15 protein-coding genes, 1 pseudogene and 1 riboswitch are annotated in these 15711 nt (G+C 69.0%); of the genes and pseudogenes, 8 read left to right on the forward strand and 8 right to left on the reverse strand.

What is annotated here, in order from left to right:
• The first annotated feature begins 107 nt into the window (after positions 1-107).
• From AC2W7C_RS03905 to AC2W7C_RS03915, 3 genes are read left to right on the forward strand one after another with little or no spacing between them, the layout of a single operon-like run.
• Positions 108-779 carry a cytochrome b/b6 domain-containing protein gene (locus AC2W7C_RS03905; RefSeq protein ID WP_486000266.1) on the forward strand — a complete coding sequence of 224 codons (672 nt, stop codon included), beginning with the start codon at positions 108-110 and terminating at the stop codon, positions 777-779.
• Positions 776-1534, forward strand: a complete 759-nt coding sequence (locus AC2W7C_RS03910; protein ID WP_486000267.1) for a molybdopterin-binding protein — start codon at positions 776-778, stop codon at positions 1532-1534. The genes AC2W7C_RS03905 and AC2W7C_RS03910 overlap by 4 nt, the downstream gene beginning before the upstream one ends.
• Positions 1516-3087 carry a carboxylesterase/lipase family protein gene (locus AC2W7C_RS03915; protein ID WP_486000268.1) on the forward strand — a complete coding sequence of 524 codons (1572 nt, stop codon included), beginning with the start codon at positions 1516-1518 and terminating at the stop codon, positions 3085-3087. The genes AC2W7C_RS03910 and AC2W7C_RS03915 overlap by 19 nt, the downstream gene beginning before the upstream one ends.
• A gap of 112 nt (positions 3088-3199) precedes the next feature.
• Here AC2W7C_RS03915 and AC2W7C_RS03920 read toward each other — a convergent pair whose 3' ends face one another.
• Entirely contained in the window at positions 3200-4321 is a 1122-nt protein-coding gene (locus AC2W7C_RS03920) for an oxidoreductase (RefSeq protein ID WP_486000269.1), read from the reverse strand.
• On the reverse strand, positions 4243-5289 hold the full coding sequence (locus AC2W7C_RS03925; RefSeq protein WP_486000270.1) for a ribonucleotide-diphosphate reductase subunit beta: 1047 nt from the start codon (positions 5287-5289) through the stop codon (positions 4243-4245). The genes AC2W7C_RS03920 and AC2W7C_RS03925 overlap by 79 nt, the downstream gene beginning before the upstream one ends.
• A 249-nt stretch (positions 5290-5538) precedes the next feature.
• Here AC2W7C_RS03925 and AC2W7C_RS03930 point away from each other — a divergent pair, with 249 nt between their 5' ends.
• Entirely contained in the window at positions 5539-6174 is a 636-nt protein-coding gene (locus tag AC2W7C_RS03930) for a glutathione S-transferase family protein (RefSeq protein ID WP_486000271.1), read from the forward strand.
• 9 nt (positions 6175-6183) lie between these two features.
• Here the strand turns inward: AC2W7C_RS03930 and AC2W7C_RS03935 are convergent, their stop codons facing one another.
• Both AC2W7C_RS03935 and AC2W7C_RS03940 read right to left on the reverse strand, forming a co-directional pair.
• Positions 6184-6648 carry a response regulator gene (locus AC2W7C_RS03935; RefSeq protein ID WP_486000272.1) on the reverse strand — a complete coding sequence of 155 codons (465 nt, stop codon included), beginning with the start codon at positions 6646-6648 and terminating at the stop codon, positions 6184-6186.
• Positions 6593-8314, reverse strand: coding sequence for a sensor histidine kinase (locus AC2W7C_RS03940; protein ID WP_486000273.1), 1722 nt, complete (start codon positions 8312-8314; stop codon positions 6593-6595). The genes AC2W7C_RS03935 and AC2W7C_RS03940 overlap by 56 nt, the downstream gene beginning before the upstream one ends.
• Before the next feature lie 178 nt (positions 8315-8492).
• Here AC2W7C_RS03940 and AC2W7C_RS03945 point away from each other — a divergent pair, with 178 nt between their 5' ends.
• Both AC2W7C_RS03945 and AC2W7C_RS03950 read left to right on the forward strand, forming a co-directional pair.
• Positions 8493-9272: a hypothetical protein gene (locus tag AC2W7C_RS03945; RefSeq protein ID WP_486000274.1), complete on the forward strand. Its 780-nt coding sequence runs from the start codon at positions 8493-8495 to the stop codon at positions 9270-9272.
• On the forward strand, positions 9256-10056 hold the full coding sequence (locus AC2W7C_RS03950; protein WP_486000275.1) for a metallophosphoesterase family protein: 801 nt from the start codon (positions 9256-9258) through the stop codon (positions 10054-10056). The genes AC2W7C_RS03945 and AC2W7C_RS03950 overlap by 17 nt, the downstream gene beginning before the upstream one ends.
• On the opposite strand, the gene AC2W7C_RS03955 is transcribed toward AC2W7C_RS03950, so the two are convergent.
• The 3 genes from AC2W7C_RS03955 to AC2W7C_RS03965 form a co-directional block, all read right to left on the reverse strand.
• Positions 10035-10400, reverse strand: coding sequence for a VanZ family protein (locus AC2W7C_RS03955; protein ID WP_486000276.1), 366 nt, complete (start codon positions 10398-10400; stop codon positions 10035-10037). The genes AC2W7C_RS03950 and AC2W7C_RS03955 overlap by 22 nt on opposite strands.
• 40 nt (positions 10401-10440) lie before the next feature.
• On the reverse strand, positions 10441-11001 hold the full coding sequence (locus tag AC2W7C_RS03960) for a TMEM165/GDT1 family protein (protein WP_486000277.1): 561 nt from the start codon (positions 10999-11001) through the stop codon (positions 10441-10443).
• A gap of 95 nt (positions 11002-11096) precedes the next feature.
• Positions 11097-11202: riboswitch (yybP-ykoY riboswitch) on the reverse strand.
• Positions 11203-11254: 52 nt separating this feature from the next.
• Positions 11255-11995 (reverse strand): phosphatase PAP2 family protein, encoded by a 741-nt coding sequence (locus AC2W7C_RS03965; protein ID WP_486000280.1) that lies wholly within the window; start codon positions 11993-11995, stop codon positions 11255-11257.
• A gap of 268 nt (positions 11996-12263) precedes the next feature.
• Between AC2W7C_RS03965 and AC2W7C_RS03970 the strand changes: the two genes are divergently transcribed.
• Together AC2W7C_RS03970 and AC2W7C_RS03975 are read left to right on the forward strand one after the other, a co-directional pair.
• On the forward strand, positions 12264-14147 hold the full coding sequence (locus AC2W7C_RS03970) for a ribonucleoside-diphosphate reductase subunit alpha (RefSeq protein WP_486000278.1): 1884 nt from the start codon (positions 12264-12266) through the stop codon (positions 14145-14147).
• Between the two features lie 203 nt (positions 14148-14350).
• A complete protein-coding gene (locus AC2W7C_RS03975) occupies positions 14351-15214 on the forward strand; it encodes a lipid A-modifier LpxR family protein (protein ID WP_486000279.1) in 864 nt (287 codons plus the stop codon).
• A 92-nt stretch (positions 15215-15306) separates the two neighbouring features.
• Here AC2W7C_RS03975 and AC2W7C_RS03980 read toward each other — a convergent pair.
• Positions 15307-15711, reverse strand: a pseudogene (locus AC2W7C_RS03980) (gamma-glutamyltransferase); the annotation flags it as partial.

Raw genomic sequence — 15711 nt, forward strand, 5'->3', positions numbered from 1 at the left:
GTGACACCGTCCGGCCGCATGATCGAGACTCCGGCCTCGCCCGACCTCGCCTCCCCCGCCGACCGGCCGCGCGCGACGGCGGCGGCGGACGTCTGGCGCCATCCCCTGTGGGTGCGGGTCGACCCACCTGGCTGAACGTCGCCGCGGTGGTGGTGCTCTTGATGAGCGGGCTGAACATCCTGCAGGCGCACCCGCACCTCTACTGGGGCCTGAAGTCGACCTTCGCTGACCCCTGGTTCAGTCCCCCGACGCCGCCGGGCTGGATGATGATCCCGTCCGTGCGCGACCTGGCGACCGCGCGGCACTGGCATTTCCTGTTCGCCTGGATTTTCGTCCTGAACGGCCTGGCCTATCTGGCCTGGGGGCTGGTCTCGCGCCGGTTCGCACGGCGGCTGTGGCCGACCCGGGCCGACCTCCGGGACCTGCCCGCCTCGGTCGCCGAGCACGCGCGGTTGCGCTTTCCCCGGGACGACCGGGCGCGGGCCTACAACGTGCTGCAGAAGCTGACCTACCTGGCGATGATCCTGGTCGTCCTGCCGCTGATGCTGATCACCGGCCTGTCGATGTCGCCGGGCTTCAACGCGATCGGCGGCGGGCTGCTTGAGCTGCTGGGCGGGCGTCAGTCGGCGCGAACCCTGCATTTCATCGCCGCCACCCTGATCGTCGGCTTCATCCTGGTCCACGTCGGCCTGGTCGTCTGGACGGGCTTGGCGAACAATATGCGGGCGATGACCACCGGCTGGTTCCGGATCGAGAAGGACGAGGGAGAGGCGCCATGAACCGACGCCGCTGGCTGACCGGCCTGTTGGCGACCGCGGCCGCCTCGGCCCTGGCCGCCTGCGACCGCGCCGCCTACGCCCTGTCTGACCAGGCCCGGCGGATGTCCGAGGGCCTGACCCGCCGGACGCAGCGGCTGCTGGTCCCCCGGGACGCGCTGGCTCCGACCTATACGAGGGCCGACATCTCGCCCGACTTCCGACCCAACGGCTCGACCGATCCGCAGGCCGCCGACTACCTGGCCCTGAAAGCGGGCGGTTTCGCCGGCTATCGCTTGGTCGTCGACGGCCTGGTTGAGCGGCCATTGTCGCTGAGCCTGGCGGACCTGCGGGCCCGGCCGGCGCGGACCCAGATCACCAAGCACGACTGCGTCGAGGGCTGGACCTCCATCGCCGAATGGACCGGCGTGCGGCTGGAGACGCTGCTGGAGGAAGCCCGGCTCAAGCCCGAGGTCCGCTACATCGTCTTCCACTGCTTCGACGCCCTGGATCAGCAGGAGGACGGCGAGCGCTATTACGAAAGCATCGACCTGACCGACGCCCGCCATCCCCAGACCATCCTGGCTTATGAGATGAACGGCCAGGTCCTGCCCGTGCCGCATGGCGCGCCGCTGCGGCTCCGGGTCGAGCGGCAGCTGGGCTACAAGCACGCCAAATACATCCGCCGGATCGAGGCGGTGGAGAGCTTCGCCCATCTGGGCGGCGGCCGGGGCGGCTATTGGGAGGACCGGGGGTACGAGTGGTACGCGGGGATCTGACCCGGCGCGGACTGGGCCTGGCGCTGGGCGCCGCGGCGCTGACCGGAGCGACCGGCGCGCGGGCTCGATCAGTCGATGTGCCAGGCCGGACCCGTCACGGGCCCTTGGTCGGTCGATCCCAAGGCGGGATCCTGGCCTTCCGGGGCATCCCCTACGGCGCCGACACCGGCCCGCGCCGTTTCCAACCTCCGGTTCCGCCGCCGTCGTGGGCCGAGCCTCTGTTCGGCCGGGACTATGGACCCGCCTGTCCCCAGCGCGGAAGCGAGCCGAACCAGTCCGAGGACTGCCTGCGGCTGAACCTCTGGACTCCAGGCCTGGACGCCGGTCGGCGCCCGGTGATCGTCTACATCCACGGCGGCGCCTATTCGACCGGATCGGGCTCCAGCCCCCTGACCGAGGGTGCGCGGCTGGCGGCGCGGGGCGACGTGGTCGTCGTCACCGTCAACCATCGGCTGGGGCCGCTGGGATATGTCTCGCTGGCGAGACTGGCGCCTGGGTTCGAGGACAGCGGCAATCTGGGCCAGCTGGACCTGGTGCTGGCGCTGCAGTGGGTGCGCGACGAGATCGCGGCCTTCGGCGGCGATCCCGGCTGCGTGACATTGGTCGGCCAGTCGGGCGGGGGCGCCAAGATCGCCACCCTGATGGCCATGCCCGCCGCCGCGGGCCTGTTCCATCGCGCCGCCACCATGAGCGGCCAGCAGGTGACCGCATCCGGCCCGCTGAACGCCACGCGCCGCGCCGAGGCCTGGCTGGAGGCGCTGGGCCTGACCCGCGATCGGATCGGCGAGGTTCGGACCCTGCCGGTCGAAGGGCTGATCGAGGCCGCCGGCGCGACCGACCCGATCCTGGGCGGCTCGCTATACTTCGGGCCGGTGCTGGACGGCCGGACGCTGACTCGCCATCCGTTCTGGCCCGACGCCCCGCCCCAGTCGGCGGCCATACCGATGATGATCGGCAACTGCCGCGAGGAGACCTTGGCCTTCCTCGGGAACGATCCGGCCAATGCGAACCTGGCCTGGGAGACGCTGCCCGCCCGCCTGACCCCGGCCCAGATGCGGATCGACGTCGCCCCGGAAGAGGTCGTCGCCTGGTACCGCCACGAGCATCCGGAGATGATCCCCGACCAGGTGCTGATCCGGGCCACCACCGCGGCGCGCTCCTGGCGGGCGGCGGTGATCGAGGCCGAGGCCCGGGCTGCGCAGGGATCGCCCGCCTTCGTCTATCAGCTGGACTGGGCCTCGCGGCTGCCCAACGGGCGGACCGGGGCCTACCACGCGTCGGACATCCCCCTGATGCTGGACAACGTCCGCGCCGAAGGCTCGGGCGCCGTCGGGCCGGACGCCCAGGCGATGTCGGACCGGATGGCCGACGCCCTCATCGCCTTCGCCCGGACCGGATCGCCGAACCACCCCGGCCTGCCGACGTGGACGCCCTATTCGCTTGAGCGCCGCGAGACGATGGTGCTGGACCGGACGTCGCGAATGGAGAACGATCCGCGCGGGGACGAGCGCCGCTTCTTCGGTCGGATACCGTACGTGCAGCCGGGGACGTGAGGGCGCATCGGCGCCGGTTGTCGCGCATGTCGCGGGTGTCCAGGAAATGTCCCGGCTGTCTCCGACGCCGTATCGCGCTTGTATCGGCCCGAATGTATTGGTCGCCCGCTCCCTAGATTCCGCTCGCGATCAGCCTCGCTTCGGCACGCTGGCGATCGCTCTCGATCCCCGCCTCCAGCACCTCCATGACGGCCAGCGCCTGCTCTGGCGGGACCGGATTCGGGCCCTTCCCTGCCAGCGCCCGGGCGACAGCGTCGTAGTAGGCCAGGCAGTCGCCGGGCGGACCGGGAGCGACCGTCCGCGCGCCCGTGGCGCCGTCCACGACCACCGGCGGAGACGGATCGACGCCCCAGCCGGGGCCTCGAACCGGGACGCCCGCCTTCAGCTGGTCCTCCTGCACGTCCAGGCCGGACTTCAGCCAGCTGGCCTTTCGCCCATGGACGGCGAAGCGGACGTCCGGCGCGGGGGTCGTCATGTCGGCGTTCAGGATCACCCGTTTGTCGGCGTAGCGCAGGACGGCGCGGGCCCAGTCGACGGCCTGGCCGCCGGCCCTGAGCACGGCGAGGTCGCAGGTCACGCCCAGCGGGCGGCCGAACAGGACCAGGACCTGGTCGATCAGGTGCGGCCCCAGGTCGTTCCAGATCCCGCCGCCCGGCTCGTCCCGCTCGCGCCAGCGGTCGCGGACCTCGGGGCGATAGCGGTCGAACCGGCTTTCGAGCGTGACGACGTCACCCAACGTTCCGGCCTCGATCTCGCGCCTCAGCGCCAGGAAGTCGGCGTCCCAGCGGCGGTTGTGGAAGACCGACAGGAACAGGCCCCGCTCTCGCGCCACGGCCGCAACCTCGCGCGCCTCGGCCAGGGTCAGGGCGAAGGGCTTGTCGACGACGACGCCCTTGCCGGCCTGAAGCGCCGCGCGGGCCTGGGGCGCGTGAAGCGCGTTGGGCGTGGCCAGGACCACCAGGTCCACGGCGGGATCGGCCAGGGCCTCTTCGAGGCTCGCCACGGCGCGCGCGTCGGGCCAGGCGGCCAGGACCTCGTCCCGTCTGCCGGTGACGATCGCATGCAGGCGCAACCCTTCGCAGGCGTCGATCAGCGGGGCATGGAAGGTCCGGCCCGCATAGCCGAAGCCGACCAGGGCGACGTTGGCGGGCGGGATCAGGCCCCCGCGCCCTCTTCCTTGCGCTTCTTCATCAGGGCGTCGAACGAGCCCCAGACGCCGTCGGCGCCGTGCCACGCGCCCTTGGTCGCGGCCTTGGAGTATTCGGTGGCGCGGGCCTCGAAGAAGTTGGCGTGCTCGACGCCCGACAGCAGGGCCTGCAGCCACGGCAACGGGTTCTCTTTCACACCATAGACTTCCGGCAGCTGCAGCTGGCGCAGGCGCCAGTCGGCGATGAAGCGGATGTAGGCCTTGATGTCGTCCGGGGTCATGCCGTTCACCGGACCCATCTCGAAGGCCAGGTCGATGAACTTGTCTTCCATGTGGACCACGGTCTTGCAGCACTCGACGATATCGTCGGCGACCGACTTGGTGACCGCGCCCGTCTCCTTGTTGAAGGCATGGTACAGCTTGATGATGCCCTCGCAGTGCAGGCTCTCGTCGCGCACCGACCAGCTGACGATCTGGCCCATGCCCTTCATCTTGTTCTGGCGTGGGAAGTTCATCAGCATGGCGAAGCTGGCGAACAGCTGAAGCCCCTCGGCGAAGCCGCCGAACATCGCCAGCGTCCGGCAGATGTCGGCGTCCGAATCCACGCCGAACTGGCCCATGTAATCGTGCTTGTCCCTCATGGCCTCGTATTCCATGAAGGCGCCGAACTCGGCCTCGGGCATGCCGATGGTCTCGAGCAGCAAGGCGTAGGCCGCGATGTGAATGGTCTCCATGTTGGCGAAGCTCGCCAGCATCATCTTGACCTCGGTCGGTTTGAACACCCGACCGTAGCGCTCCATGTAGTTGTCCTGGACCTCGATGTCGGCCTGGGTGAAGAAGCGGAAGATCTGGGTCAGCAGGTTCCTCTCGCCGTCATTCAGATTGACGGCCCAGTCCTTCATGTCCTCGCCCAGAGGCACCTCCTCGGGCATCCAGTGGACCTGCTGCTGCTTCTTCCACATGTCGAACGCCCACGGATAGCGGAACGGCTTGTAAGCGGCCGACGGCGTCAGCAGGCCGGGCGTGGCGGGCAGGATCGAGGCGTGCGCGTTCATCGGGAGCTCTGACGGCGAATCCGTTGGAAGTGGGTTTCACCATGCGTCCCGGCGGGTCCGGCGCCAAGCCGAATTGCGGCTATATTGCGATCACATTTTTCGCGACCGCTAGATGTAGTAGCTGAGCCATACGCAACTGGGGATGAGCGGGGAGCAGTCCCAAGCTCGGCTTATGGTCTGCGTCCAACGACTTGCGTGCGACACCCGCCCTTCGGGCGCAGTCTGACGGCGACGAAGAAGGAAACTGTCATGACCTACACCGTCTATGGCGCCGCGGGTTCGGGCTCGGTTCCGGTGGAAGCCGCCCTGACCCTGATTGGCGCCCCGTTCGAGGTGATCGAGGCGATCACCTGGGAGGGAGACCACGAGCGGGACAAGGTCGCTTCGGTCAATCCGATGCGGCAGATCCCCGTCCTGGTCACGCCGGACGGCGAAACCGTCACCGAAAGCGCCGCCATTCTGATCTGGCTGGCCGAACAGCATCCCGAGGCGGCCCTGGCCCCCGAGCCGGCCCATCCGCTGCGGGCGCAGTTCCTGCGTTGGATGACCTTCGTGCCGGCCTCGATCTATTCGATGTTCTGGGTCCGGGACGTGCCGTCGCGGCTGGGCGGGGACGATCCGGAAGATCAGGAGCGGATCAAGGTCCGCACCGCCGAGCGCATCGCCCAGTGCTGGCGGATCATGGAGAGCCAGATCGAGCCGGGCCGCTTCCTGCTGGGCGACGAACTGACGGTCCTGGACCTCTACGTCGCCACCGCCAGCCGCTGGACGCCCCGGCGCGATCGGTTCGCCGAAGTCGCCCCGCGGATGAGCGCGGTGATGAAGAGAGTGGACGCCCTGCCCGAGCTGAAGGCGTTCTGGGCGGAGCGTTTCCCTGAAGCCTGAAGGGATGGGTCAGGCCGCCCGGGCGACCCGGGCCGGCGGCAGTTCGCCCGACAGGGCGCGCGACACCGCGTCGAACAGGCCCGCTTGATTGATCGGCTTGGCCAGGTGGGCGTTCATACCCGCCGCCAGACAACCCGCCACGTCCTCGGGCATGGCGTCGGCGGTCATGGCGACGATGGCCAAGTCGCCTGCGCCGCCTGGCAGGGCGCGGATGCGGCGCGTCGCCTCCAGCCCGTCCATGCGAGGCATTCGGACGTCCATCAGGACCAGGTCGAAGGCCTGGTCGCGCACCGCCTCCACGGCCTCGCCGCCGTCGCAGACCTCGACCACCTCGCAGCCCAGCGCCTCCAGCATGATGCGAGCCACCTCGCGGTTCACGGGATGGTCGTCGACGACGAGGATGCGAGGGCCCCGCCCGTCATCGTCGTCCGGCGCGGCCTGCCCGGCGTGCGCCGCCGGATCCGCGTCGGCCACACGCGGCAGGGGCAGGTGAAGGGTGAAGGTCGCCCCTCCCCGGCCGGCTGTCGACGTCGATGCAGCCGCCCAGCCGCTTCACGTGACGGGCCGCCAAGGCCAGGCCCAGGCCGGCGCCGGAATGACTGCGGCGGATCGAGGCATCGCCCTGGGCGAAGGCCTCGAACAGGTTCGGCAGGAGGGTCGGGCAGATGCCGCAGCCGGTGTCCGAGACCCGGATCGCGACCCCGTCGGCCGATTCCTCCAGCCGCACGGTCGCCCCGCCGCGCTCCGAGAACTTCACCGCATTGGCGATCAGCGGATGCAAGGCCTGGCGCAAGGCCCGGCGGTCGGCGGCGAAGCGCGCGGCTTCGGGCAGCCGGCTGTCGATCGTCAGCGTCAGCCCCCGTGCGTCGGCCGCGGCCTGACTGGGGATCGCCGCCTCGCGGGCCACGGCGGCCAGGTCCAGCGGCTCGGGCGTGACCGCGTCATCCCCACGGGCGAAGTCCAGCACGTCCTCGACCAGCATCAGCAGGCCGTCGCTGGATTCGCGGATCTTGCGTGCTTGGCGGACGGCCTCGGGATCCAGGTCCGCGCGGGCGGCCAGCAGGTCGGCGAAGCCGGCGACGCCGTTCAGCGGGGTGCGCATCTCGTGGCTCATCATGGCCAGGAAGCGCGCACGGGCGGCCGCTGCGTCCTCGGCCTTGCGGCGGGCATCCTGGGCTGCGGCCGTCCGGGCGCGTAACTGAGCCTCGAGGCGACGGCGCTCGCTCATCACGGTGCTGAGCGGCAGGACCGTGAACACCATGGCCAGCATGAAGAGATTGTAGATGCCCAGCCGCCGCAGCATCGGCGGAACAGCCTCCAGCCCCGGCAGGTCCAGCAGACGCGCCAGATGCACCGGCCCGTGACCGGTCAGGGTCCCCACGCCGCTGATGGCGGCCAGGACGATCAGGGCCGACGCCGCCATGGTCGGCGACAGGCGCAGGCCGATCAGCAGCATCGGCGGGAACGTCAGGAACAGCAGGGGGCTGTCGCTCTGCCAGAAGACGGCCGCGGTCACGACGACCATGAGGGCCATCAGCGCCACCGCCTCGGGCCGGCGCGCACGGGCCATGCCCTGGAAGCGATGAGCGCGGGCGAACATCAGCAGGATGGGCGTCACCAGCAGCAGGCCCATCAGCTCGACCACCGAGAAGGCCTGGAGGTTGAAGAGCAGCAGGGCGAGGGGCGGATGGCGGATCAAGGCCGAAAGGGTGAAGCCGACCGCCGCGGTCGCCGCCACCGCCACCGCGGCGATCAGGGCGAAGCGGAACAGACGGCCCGGACGGCGCATGTCCAGCGCGGCGCCGCAATACCGACGGGCCAGTACGGCGACCAGAGCGGCCTCGCCGATGTTCAGCAGGGCGTTGATCCAGAGGAAGGCGCCGGGATCGCCCCGGAAGGTGTTGGAGAAGATGTTGATGGTGAAGCAGGCGGTGAGCACGGCCATCGCCGGCCGGCGGTGCAACTGCAGCAGCGCGGCCGCCATGACGCCGTTCGACAGCCAGACCGTCACGGTCCCATAGGTCGCCACGCTCCAGTGCCCGATGAGCTGCGAAAGGGCGAACAGCAGGACATAGACCCACGGCGGCGGACCCGCGACCCGGCCCGCCTCATGCCTGAACAGACGCCAACGACCTTTCAACCGGAGACCCTCCCGGTCCCACTCCCATCCCGCGAGCGTTACGGGGAATACGTAAACAAAACGAAGGCGTTCCCATGAGGAAGTTCCCGTAACGGCGCGCGCCGGCCACGGAACCCGGGCGCGTTTCGAACCGTTTTCCGCCCGCGCCGCCCTCCGTTCGCGTCGCGGAGGATCCGCCGTGTCAGACACCGTCTCCGACCCCAGCTTCCATCCCCCGCCCGAGGCCATCGCCTTCTACGAGGAGAGCCTGCGGCTGCTGAAGGAGAGCGGCGTGCCCTTCCTTCTGTCGGGCACCTATGCGGTCACAGCCTACACCGGGATCAGCCGGCCGACGAAGGACCTCGACGTCTTCTGCAAGCCCGGCGACTACCCCAGGATCCTGGCCTTCTTCCAGGCGCGCGGCTACCGCACCGACGTCGAGGACGAGCGCTGGATCGCCAAGGTCTGGAAGGACGACAAGCATTTCTTCGACGTGATCTTCGCCATGTCGAACGGCACCATCGCGGTCAACGACAGCTGGTTCGGACAAGACACCATCCAGGTCTATGGCCACGAGGTCGGCATCACCCCGCCGACGGCCCTGATCTTGTCCAAGGTCTTCATCCAGGATCGCTACCGCTACGACGGGGCCGACGTGAACCACGTCATCCTGAAGCAGTCCGAGGCCATCGACTGGAAGAGCCTGCTGGACCAGATGGACCTCTACTGGGAAGTGCTGTTCTCGCACTTGATCAATTTCCGGTTCGCCTATCCCACCGAGCGGGACAAGGTCCCGACCTGGCTGATGGTGGAGCTGACCGAGCGGCTGCGGGCCCAGATCGACCTGCCGGCGCCGCGCGTCAAGGTCTGCCGCGGGCGGCTGTTCAGCCCGCGCGACTACATCGCCGACATCACCGAATGGGGCTTCGGCGACATCGTGGGCAAGGGGCTCGAGGAGCGCCATGACCCCATCCCCTGAAACGCCGCCGCCCGCCTCCGGAGCAACAGACCCTCAGACGCCCCAGCCCGGGCTGGAGCCCGGCCCGCCCAAGAAACTGCGCGTGGCCGCCGTCGGCGACCTGCATGTCGGCGAGGCGCATGAGCGGCCGCATCGCGACCTATTCGAGCGGGTGCATGAGGACGCCGACGTCCTGTGCCTGTGCGGCGACCTGACCAATTTCGGCAAGACCCGCGAGGTCGAGATCCTTCTGGAGGACATCCGGTCCTGCAAGATTCCCATGGTCGGCGTTCTGGGCAATCACGAGCACGAGTGCGGCCAGCCGGAGCACGTGACCCAGTTGCTGACCGACGCCGGGGTGCGGATGCTCACCGGCCACGCCTACGAGATCGAAGGCGTGGGCTTCGCTGGCGGGAAGGGGTTCGTCGGCGGTTTCGGGCGCTACATGCTGAGTCCCTTCGGCGAGGCTTCGATCAAGAGCTTCGTCCAGGAAGCCGTCGAGGACGCCAACGCCATCGAGAACTCGATCCGGATGCTGCGCACCGAGCGGTCCGTGGTGCTGCTGCACTACTCTCCGGTCGTGGACACGGTGATGGGCGAGCCGCCCGAGATCCACGCCTTTCTGGGCTCGTCGCGCCTGGGCGAGACCATCGATCGCTACGACAACGTCAGCCTGGTGGTGCACGGCCATGCGCACCGCGGAGCGCCCGAGGGCCGGACCCACAAGGGCGTGCCGGTCTACAATGTCGCCCTGCCGGTGCTCCGGACCCTGGGCGACGCGCCCTATCGGGTGTTCGAGGTCTGAAACGCGGCGCGCGGCCGGAACCCGCGCCAGACCGCCCACAACGCCAGGGCCGCCAGGACGCCCAGGCTGTCCGCGAGCAGGTCCCCCCAGCTGGCGTCGCGGCCGACCAGGCCCTGGATCAGCTCCACCGCGGCGCCCAGGGCGATGACCAGGACGGCCGCCCAGAGGCGGGGCAGGCGGCGGAACAGGACTCCGAAGCTCCACAGGAACAGGCCGAACGCCACGAAATGCGCGGCCTTGTCCCACACCCCGGTCGCCGCCTCAGCTCCTGCAAAGGGCCCGATCATCAGTGTCAGCAGGACCACCAGGACGGCGACGGCCGTCAGGCGCAGGAGGGACTTCATTCGGGCGAGCTTCGGCGGAGGGGAAGAGCCGTCGCCTATATCAGCCTGCGAGGAGAACCCACACCCCCGTCGCGGCGAAACCGGCGGCGGCGGCGAACCGGATCCATTTCAGCGGCAGCCGCCTCGCCGCCGCCTCGCCCAGCAGCACCGCCGGGCCGTTGACCAGCATCATGCCCAGCGTCGAACCGGCCACCACGAGGAGCAGGGGGAATTGGGTGGCCAGCATGGCCGTCGCGACCTGGGTCTTGTCGCCCATCTCGATCACGAAGAAGGCGGCCGTGGTGGTCCAGAAGACGCCGGCGAAGGTCTTCTCGGCGACGTCGGGCTTTTCCTCGAACTTGTCGGGGATCAGGGCCCAGCCGGCGAAGCCTAGGAAGGCCAGGCCAACGACCCAGCGCACCCACTCGCCTTGCATGAAGTGGCCCAGCACCGAGCCGGCGACGGCGGCGAAGGCGTGATTGGCCAGGGTGGCGGTCAGGATGCCGAGGATGATCGGCAGGGGGCGGCGCCAGGCGGCGGCCAGCACGATGGCCAGCAGCATGGTCTTGTCCCCGATCTCCGCGATGGAGACCAGGCCGGTCGAGATCAGGAAGGCTTCCAAGACATCATCGTTCGCGGGGGCGTCGGCGGACGGACCTGTGGCGTTCGCAGCCGGGCCCCGCGTGGAGATCACCCTGCGAAGCCAGCGGTCTTGCCAGGATCCGAAGATCCGATCGCGCCATTCCCTCCGGGCGAGGGAAAGTGTGTTGACGCGAACCCCGCATATGACGCGGCGGGCGGCTACTCCCCGATGACGAGGCGGCGTCTACGGGCGACGGGGGCGCGAGGCAAGCGAAAACGACTCGCAGCGGCGGTCAGTCGTTGGCCGGCTGGTCCTGCAGGGCGGCGTGGGCGGCCTGCTGGCGGCGCTCGACGGCGTAGGCGACCAGCCAAAGGGCCATGGCCCAGGCGGCGCCCGCGCACCAGCCGGCAACGACGTCGGACGCCCAGTGGGCGCCAAGATAGATCCGGGTCAGGCCGACCAGAAGGACGATGAAGACGGCCGTTCCGAGCACGAAGGCCTTCAGCCGCTTCTGGGGAAAGGCCCGGGTCAGCATGACGCCCAGCGTCAGGTAGAAGACGGTCGAAAGCAGGGCGTGGCCGGACGGGAAGCTGGCGTTCAGGGTCTCGACCGCCTGGTATTCGACCGGCGGCCGCGCGCGCTCGAACAGCGCCTTCAGGCCCTCGCTGAGGGCCACCCCGCCCAGCAGGCCGACGACCATGAGCAGGGCCGACAGCCGCTTGCGCTGGATCAGCAGGAAGGCCAGGGCGATCACCGCGAACAGAGTCAGTACGGAAATGCCGCCCAATGACGTCAGGTCGGCGGCCGCCTCGTGCAACCACCAGGGCCCGCGCGGATGGCCGGGCGCGGGCTGAAGCCAGTACAGGACGGCCTGGTCGAACCTCTGGCCGTCCGCCTCGGTCATGTCATCGGCGACCTCGACGAAGGTCATGACCCCCAGCGCCACGATCAGGAGCGCGCTCAGGGCGGCGATTTCGGAACGCGCCACACGCCATGCGCGACGCCAGAATACGACTTGCTGATCCCCGGTCATGGTCAAGCTAACGGTCCCGTTTGTGGGACGTTCCCCTCACGCGTTCGTGATCGTTTTTCTGCGCCGGCCGTCATGCCCGCGTCGCGCCCTGTCCACAGGCTCATCCCCCGCCTTGAACGCGATTCGCCCAGAAAGTGATCGTCAAGCCCGTTGACGGTTGGTTAGCCATCTGCGCCCCATATGTTGGCTCGGGGAGCGCTTCAGCCACAAGATGATGTGGTTGGGACGCGGGGACCGATTACGGATTTTAGTTCAGGGCGCGGATCAGATGGCTGGCGGCGAAGCATTGAAGTCGGTGGAATTCCAGGCGGTTGCGGATGCCGAGGCGGCGACCCGCCCCCATCTTTCCGTCGTGCCCTCCATCCAGCTCGACCGATCCAGAGACGACCTGCTGACCGACTTCGGCAAGAAGACGCTGGAGGACCGCTACCTGCTGCCCGGCGAGAGCTATCAGGACATGTTCGCCCGGGTCGCCACGGCCTTCTCGGACGACGCCGAACACGCCCAGCGCGTCTACGACTATATGTCGAAACTGTGGTTCATGCCGGCCACCCCGGTGCTGTCGAACGGCGGCGCGGACCGCGGCCTGCCGATCAGCTGCTTCCTGAACGCGGTCGGAGATTCGCTGGACGGCATCCAGAACGTCTGGAACGAGAATGTCGCCCTGGCCTCGAACGGCGGCGGCATCGGCACCTACTGGGGCGGCGTCCGCTCGATCGGCGAGAAGGTCAAGGGCGCGGGCCAGACCTCGGGCATCATCCCCTTCATCCGCGTGATGGACAGCCTGACCCTGGCGATCAGCCAGGGCTCGCTGCGCCGCGGCTCGGCCGCCGTCTACCTGGACATCCATCACCCGGAGATCGAGGAGTTCCTGGAGATCCGGAAACCCTCGGGCGACTTCAACCGCAAGTCTCTGAACCTGCACCATGGCATCTCGATCACCGACGCCTTCATGGAGGCGGTCCGCGACGGCAAGACCTTCGACCTGGTCTCGCCCAAGACCAAGGAGGTGATGAAGACGGTCGACGCCCGCGCCCTGTGGCAGAAGATCCTGGAGATCCGCCTGCAGACGGGCGAGCCCTACCTGATCTTCGCCGACACGGTGAACCGGCAGATGCCGCAGCACCAGAAGGACCTGGGCCTGTCGGTCAAGCAGTCCAATCTGTGCGCCGAGATCATGCTGCATACCGGCCGCGACCACCTGGGCGTGGACCGGACCGCGGTCTGCTGCCTGTCGTCGGTCAACGCCGAGACCTTCCTGGAGTGGCGCGAGGAGCCCCAGTTCATCGAGGACGTGATGCGCTTCCTGGACAACGTCCTGGAGGACTTCATCCGCCGCGCCCCGCCGGCCATGTCGCAGGCCGTCTATTCCGCCAAGCGCGAGCGTTCGGTGGGCCTGGGCTTGATGGGCTTCCACTCCTTCCTGCAGTCGCAGGGCGTGGCCTTCGAAAGCGCCATGGCCAAGTCGTGGAACATGCGCCTGTTCAAGCACCTGCGCCGCGAGGCCGACAAGGCCAGCCGCCTGCTGGCCGAGGAGAAGGGCCCCTGCGAAGACGCCGCCGAGCGCGGCGTGATGGAGCGCTTCTCGCACAAGCTGGCGATCGCCCCGACCGCCTCGATCTCGATCATCTGCGGCGGGACCTCGGCCGGCATCGAGCCGATCCCGGCCAACATCTACACCCACAAGACCCTGTCGGGCTCGTTCGCGGTCAAGAACCCCTATCTGGAGGAGTTGCTGGAGGGCAAAGGCCTGAACACCGACGCCGTCTGGTCCTCGATCCTCGAGCACGAAGGCTCGGTGCAGCACCTGGCGGGCCTGAACGACGACGAGAAGTCGGTGTTCAAGACCGCCTTCGAACTGGACCAGCGCTGGGTCGTCGAGCTGTCGGCCGACCGCGCCCCGGAAATCTGCCAGGCCCAGTCGATCAACCTGTTCATCCCGGGCGACGTCGATAAGTGGGACTTGCACATGCTGCACTGGCGGGCTTGGGAGACCGGCGTGAAGTCGCTCTACTACCTGCGCTCCAAGTCCGTGCAGCGCGCCGCCTTCGCCGGCGCCGAGGACAAGGTGGAAGCGGACGTCGACCCGAACCAGCCCGACCTCTTCTCGGCGGCCCGCACTGACTATGACGAGTGCCTGGCCTGCCAGTAGGCTGACGCCCTTGGAAGACGACGAAAGGCGGAGCTTGAGGCTCCGCCTTTTTCATGGGCGGACGCGCCCTTCCAACCGGCCGTACGGAACCCGCATGGCCAAGCCGCCGTTGGTGGGGCGAGGAAGTGTCGTGAAAATGTCAGTTGGCGGGACGGCCTGGATCGTGCAGGGTCGGACTCGTTAACGGACTGAGGGGACCGTTGATGCGTCCTGTGGCGTTCATCGCCGGAGTCTTGGCATTGGTCTGCACCGCGCCCGCGGTCGCCGGCGAAGCCGTGTCGGGACAGGTCGCCATCAAGGATCCGTGGGCCGCTCGCGAGCGGCCGACCACCGTATCGGACCTGCTGAGCCAGCTGAGCGACGACGACACCTTCGCCGAGATCGACGGCCGCGACTTCGGGCGCGCCGACGGGAGCGGCTATGCGCCGGAGCGGGGATCGCCCTGGGTCGTCGCGAACCGGGACGTCTGGTTCAACGGCGGCGCCTACAATGACCGGATGCGCCTGCGCACCGAAGGCCGCCTCCGCCGCGCCGACGGCGCCCCCCTGCCCCCGGGACCGTTGGATCCGGCCGCCTACGACGCCGAGCACTACGACCTGACCTACATTCGCGGCTGGACGGAGACCCTGGGCCAGACCGGCTCGGGCCTGGACGTCACCCTGACCCCGCACGTCGGCGTCGGCGTCGGCAGCCGGGGCGGCACGACCGAGGCCGGCGCGACCCTGCGCATCGGCCGCGACCTGAATCGCCTGGTGCCGGAAGGGTCCGACGCCTTCGGCGAGCGCCCGCGCTGGTACGTCTACGCCGCCGGCTCGGGCCGGGCGGTGGGCTACAACTTCGCTCGCAACCGCGACGGCGACTACGCCCGCTCGGGGGTCAGCCATGACTCCGGCAACTTCATGGGCGACGCTTCCATCGGCGTGGCCATGCGCCGGGGCGCGATCCAGAGCTCGGTCGGCCTGGTCTATCGCGAGATCGAGACCGAGGGCCTGCGCGCCGGCCATGGCGTCGACACCGACGTGTCCGAGGGGCTGATCGCCTTCCAGCTGAGCATCAAGCCCGAGTAGGGACTAGGTTCTAGGGGTTAGGTTCTAGGGGGTTGGGCTCCGGCAGTCTTCCCCGAACCTAGAACCTAGAACCTAGAACCTAGAACCTACCCCTATTCCGTCCGCGCCACACCTTCTCGGCGGTCGTCGGCGGCGCCGTCCCAGGCCCAGCCGTCCGGGCCCTGGCGCCAGATTCCGCCGTGCAGACCCGAGTTCTCGCTGGCGTTGGGCTGAAGCAGGATTCCGTTCGCCGCCAGGCCGTCGCGCAGGGCGGGGGAGAATCGGTCCGTGTCGGCGCCGAAATCGTCGCCGCGGGCCACCAGATTGGGCAAGCGGAACGCCTGGTCCAGCGGCAGGCCCCAGTCGAGCGCCGCGATCAGGGGGCCTTTGGCGTTGTAGGGCCGAGGATCCGGACGGGGCCGCCGGGGCGAAACCCAAGGGGCGCCGACCCAGCCGGGCCCCCGCTGGTCCAGGATCAGGACCGGCGACATCGACGAGCGCGGGCCGCTTTGCCCCGC

This window comes from Brevundimonas sp. CURTG3B2_SDJG (genome assembly GCF_057364705.1).